General features: G+C 36.6%; 3 protein-coding genes. All 3 read left to right on the forward strand.

Annotation, left to right across the window (positions count from 1 at the left end):
- Positions 1–394: 394 nt before the first annotated feature.
- The 3 genes from H0V01_05550 to H0V01_05560 are packed head-to-tail and all read left to right on the forward strand — an operon-like array spanning position 395 to position 4,593.
- Positions 395–1,819 (forward strand): hypothetical protein, encoded by a 1,425-nt coding sequence (locus H0V01_05550; protein MBA2582837.1) that lies wholly within the window; start codon positions 395–397, stop codon positions 1,817–1,819.
- A 10-nt stretch (positions 1,820–1,829) separates the two neighbouring features.
- Positions 1,830–4,055 (forward strand): hypothetical protein, encoded by a 2,226-nt coding sequence (locus H0V01_05555; protein ID MBA2582838.1) that lies wholly within the window; start codon positions 1,830–1,832, stop codon positions 4,053–4,055.
- Positions 4,039–4,593, forward strand: coding sequence for a hypothetical protein (locus H0V01_05560; protein ID MBA2582839.1), 555 nt, complete (start codon positions 4,039–4,041; stop codon positions 4,591–4,593). The genes H0V01_05555 and H0V01_05560 overlap by 17 nt, the downstream gene beginning before the upstream one ends.
- The last annotated feature ends 644 nt before the right edge of the window (positions 4,594–5,237 follow it).

Consider the following 5,237-nt stretch of genomic DNA (forward strand, 5'->3'; position numbering starts at 1 on the left):
ATTGCATATAAGCAAGTGGCGGTCTTGGTGCTCTATTGCAAAGCCTGGAATTTCTATTAACTTTGCTGCTCACGGTTTTTGGTTCGGTGCTGCAATCGCCACCTGCTTATATGCAAAAAACGTTAGCGGAAACCCTAAGGGCGACCGTGCAAGAATTAACGTAACGGACATGAAACAAAATTTTAACCACATCAGACACCAGCGGACGACTGACCAACACGCAGACCGACCCAATGTATTTTTATTTTTTGCCCTCCCGCATTTTTTAAAAACAATTTTATTGCCGACACACATTTGGCACATTTGGTTTTGCCCAACAGCAAAAGCCGACCCTTCGCAAAACCAAAAGAGCCAAATTTTCCCTCGCTCTGTTTGGCTTCTCTGCATCTTGACAATGTTGTTCTCCATTGACAGTTTTGCACAAATCAAAACACCGCAGACACCGCAATTTGAAAATCAACAACCTCAGACACCAACTCAAAATGCTTTAGGTGCAACGAGTAACGACATTATGGAGCAGACCTACCGTAATGCTGAGAAACAAATGGGAGCATACATGAACAGACCTTACCTGACACCTGAACAAAACCAGAAAGCCGCTCAACAATTTCAAATGCAACAGTTGCAAAACCAATCAGGTTATGGAAATCCGACTGCCCAAAACAATTTCAACCAAATGACACCGAAAGCCAAAATGGAAAAGGAAATGGTTGAAATATTAAAGGAAAGTGAACACAGCAATTCCATCACAAACGAAAAAGACTATTACAATTCAGACTATTTCAAAAATGACCTTTCAGGTTACATCAAAGCAAAACAGGTAATACAAGAAATGCTTAACGGCAAACTGACTTTAAGCATTAAGGACGCTTTTTACTTTTCAGAAGCAGCTTTTGGCGACCTGCATTTAACTTATCAAGAATACAACAATACCATAAAAGCAAACATCGACTTCATTAAGCAATGGCTGAAAGAAAATGGTTACAATTTGAATAATCCCGAAGCCCTGCATTATGGCATTCAAAAATTTATGTCTGACACATTATATATTACAGTTGATAGCAAAAAGCAAGGACACATTCCATACTATTACGATTATATTGACATTCTTTCAGGAAAAGACAGAAAAAATTACTTTGTAACTAAAACCATTGCCACAGGTAGCGGACAATGCCACACTTTTCCAATTACTTATTTGATTTTAGCCGAAGCACTCGGCATTGAAGCAAATTTGGCTTATAATCCGCAACATTCCTTTATCCGGTACAAAAACGATCAGGGTGCAGTGATTAACTACGAAACAACGGTTGACAAGTTTCTGCCAAATTCATTTTACATTGAAACGCTTCCTGTAATGGCAGAAGCACAAAGAAACAGCTTGTATGTAACCGAACTAAACAAAAAACAAGTTGTAGCTTCCGTGCTGTTTGACTTGGCAGTTAATTTCATTAAAGAGCATTGGTTACATGACAAATCATTTGTTATTGATTGCATCAATTCGGCAGAGCCATTTTTTCCAAGACAAGGTTTCATCAACACCGCAAACAACTATTTACACAAGCGATTATATGCAGACGACTTCAATAGTAAAATTCAGGAAAGGGGAATTAAAGACTTGAAAGAAATGGAAAAATACCCCGATGTATTGCAAGCATACAAAAACTACTATGGTTATATGGAAAGTGTAAGCAAATTAGGAATACAGGATTTTCCAGAAGCCGAATATTTACAGCTTCTTAAATACTATGACCAAAAGGGAAAAATACAAACAGCACAAAAGATAAATGCAAAATCAAAAAAATCATTATTCATAAATTAATACTTTTACCATGATGAAAACCTATATCCGAATATTCGTAGCAACCTTGTTGCTTTTTGGTGCTTGCAAAACGCAAAAGCCAATAATTAATGACAGTGTTTCTCATGCACCAGATGAAACTGTTCAGCCAAAGGTGGACACAGCCAATTATAACTATCCACCACCACGATATTACAGCGTTCCAAAGAAAGTATTCAAAGAATTAGAAAACTATGAAACGGCTTTTGACGAACTCAAAGCCATGTTGGAAGGCACTAAAGAACCAAATTTTGAAAGAGCCGTCTTTATCAGTGAAAATCCTTATCACGGAAGTAAATATACATACCAACAATTTCAAGAAATCATTGATGTTCATTTGTATTTTATCAATCAAATTATCAGTGAAAATGACAAGAGCGACAGCATTGATTTTAATGTAAAAGTTAATCAATACGGCAGGTTCAACATGGACGACATTAGACATTTACCTGACGAGAAAAAAGAACTTTATAAAAAAGCAATTGCCAATTGGTCAATCTTTACTTACATCACCGATACCGTAAAAATTTATCCGTTTTTTCATAAACCTTTTTCTTATGCTACACATGACCCTTTTGGAATAAAAGATTGGTCAAATTCACAGGTAATTAATCTTCTTTATTCACAAGAACAAAAGGGCAACTGCTTTGCTCTGACTGCATTTTTCAAAATACTATCCGACAGGTTGAAATCGGATGCGAGAATTTGCACCGCCCCACAGCACATTTACATTCAGCACAAAGACAAAAAAGGAGACTATTACAATGTTGAACTTGCAACCGCAGGACATCCCGGTGATGGAACAATTCAGACATTGACGCATACAACCACAGAAGGAATTAAAAGCGGTATTGCATTAAGAAGTTACGACACCAAACAAAGTATAGGCATTTGTTTAATAAATCTTGCTAAGAGCTATGAGCATAAGTTCGGTTCTAAAGACGATGATTTCATGCTCAAATGTGCTGAATTGGTTCTGAAGAATGACAGATTAAACCTAAATGCTTTATTGCTAAAACAACAGATTTTAGATGCAAGAGTAACAGGTTACGCAATAGAAAACAACATCAACGACATCAACAATCTGAAAGCAAACAGTGAAATTTCACATACTGTTTATGAACTTGAAAGACACATTGCCTTGCTGTATCGCTTGGGCTATCGTCAAATGCCCTACGACATGCAGGAAATTATCATGACAGGGATAATTCCTGAAACTTTTGTAGATAAAAATCCAACTCCGTTCACCACCATTGACCCAGTTGACGAACACAGAAAAAAGTTTACAACTCTTTATGGTGGTGTTTTTCAAGAAGTATTTGTAACAAGAGAATTTGAACCGTTTGGACATTTTACCTTTCAAACTGCCACCAACAAAATCACAGTCATTGACACCACAGCACAAACAGGATTTTTAATTGACCCTGTTGCTTTTGCTTACGATTTTGGAGCAAGAATGTATGATGCAAGGTTGGGGATGTTCACAAGTGTTGACCCCAAATTCAATGTGTTTCCTTCAAGGTCTCCCTACTCTGCTTTTATGAATAACCCGATATTTTGGGACGACCCTGATGGACAATGTCCTATTTGTCCTTGGTTAGATGCAATAGTGGATATTGGTTTTGTAGCCTACGATGTAGGTTTATTAATTCATGAAAAGGTAACTACAGGCTCTACAAGCGGAGCAAATTGGGCGGCTCTTACTGCTGATGTTGGTTCTATTTTTATTCCTATGTCAGTCGGAGCAGGTATGGCAGTTCGTGCAGGTTTAACCACCACAAAAATAGGTGCTAAAACAACGACAAAACTTGTAATTAAAAGTGCCGATAATGTTAAGGATATAACTACTCAAGTTCTAAAAAAACATGACATTGCCGCTGATGCAGTTAAAGTAGTTCAAGGAAAGTCAGATAAAGTGGCAGTAATTGGTCAGGGAATGACAAGAGTTAAAGGGTTAGGTGATGAAATTGGTGCTAATGTGTTTAATCCATCGAAAGCAGCACAAAAAGAATGGGATGATTTATTAATAAAATCAGGAGGAGGTAAATTGAGTGATGATGTGGTTAAGAACACAAAACTACATAAAGAAAATCAAACATGGATTAAACAAATGAAAGATGAAGGTGCAACAATAATAGACATTGGAAGTCAACAAGGCAAATCTAAAAGCACATTTTACGAAATGGAAAAAACTACCATATATGGAAGCGGAAATTAAAAATTTACCAAAAGATATTGGACAGAAAATATTGATTGTGGTTAAGAATACTAAATCAATTTTTCAACCATTGAAGTCGTATGACTATGTTCTTGAAAAAATTGAGTTTGATAAGAGCTTAGTTATAAAATACGCATTAAATATAATTTACAGTAATCATTCGGCTAATAGAAAAATAATTATTCACTATGAGCCGATTGATATAGAAAACAAAAGTATTGATATGCTAACACTGCATATAATTAAAATGAATGACTCTGAAAAGGAAATTGAATTTTATAGGTTTTTAAAAAAATGCGATATTCAAATTGACTTGGACACATTGCTTTATATAAATCACGATAAATCGTGGTCATTTAAAGAAAATACAAAAGTTGTTCTGAAACTGAATTTGCTATACTTGACCACATTAGCAGAAAATATTATTACGGGTAAAAAGTGGGAAGAAGGATTAAAGTTTAAGTGGGATGAGCAATTAGAAAAAATGATATATGAAGAACAAAAAAATATATTATATAAGGACAACAAGCAAGAGTAATGCATTCATCCGTAAGCACACACATTTGCAAGTCGCACAAGCCAACTCACAAACCAAAACTTGCAAAAGAGTGTGCTTTTTGCCACCCAAGTAAAAAATTGTTTTTAAAAATTTCCAACCCTTCAAAAAAAATAAAAATACGCAACCGCACAACCCACGACAGACTATGCAACTCGACACGAAAGCCAGAAGGGCATCCGCTAACAGCACCTACAAGAAATTGGCGGTTCAGTGGTTAAATAAAGCTTTGTGCTTCGTATCAAGTTTTGTGGTGGCAGACAGTTTTCGTCTCCGAAATCGCCAACTTCTTGTAGCTGCAAACCGTTAAATGACCTTGCGAATATTTTTTGAGAAGTCATGTAACTTCGCGTTAGCCGCAGCGGAAAAAGTAGCCGCGATTTTTTCAGAGCATGGACATCATTCATGATCAATGAATGCACAGACAAAATCCCGGCTCCTTCAAAAAAATTTCAGGGACAAAAACATTATTTTGACCAGACAGTTGTCGTTTGATAGACTCAAAACTAACGAGGCCGCCTTTTCCGAGTAAGCAATAGCGTAGTTGTCGTGGTGTTGGGTTAAGGCGCAAACGCCATTTAACAGGCGGTTAACGCCAACCTGGGCATTGGGTAAAGAATGTGTGT

The sequence above is a fragment of the Bacteroidota bacterium genome (genome assembly GCA_013696965.1).
Classification (GTDB): Bacteria; Bacteroidota; Bacteroidia; order JACCXN01; family JACCXN01; genus JACCXN01.

Coding starts and splice junctions, on each gene's coding strand:
- H0V01_05550 (MBA2582837.1), top strand. CDS start 395: ATGTTGTTCTCCATTGACAGTTTTGCACAAATCAAAACACCGCAGACA.
- H0V01_05555 (MBA2582838.1), top strand. CDS start 1,830: ATGATGAAAACCTATATCCGAATATTCGTAGCAACCTTGTTGCTTTTT.
- H0V01_05560 (MBA2582839.1), top strand. CDS start 4,039: ATGGAAGCGGAAATTAAAAATTTACCAAAAGATATTGGACAGAAAATA.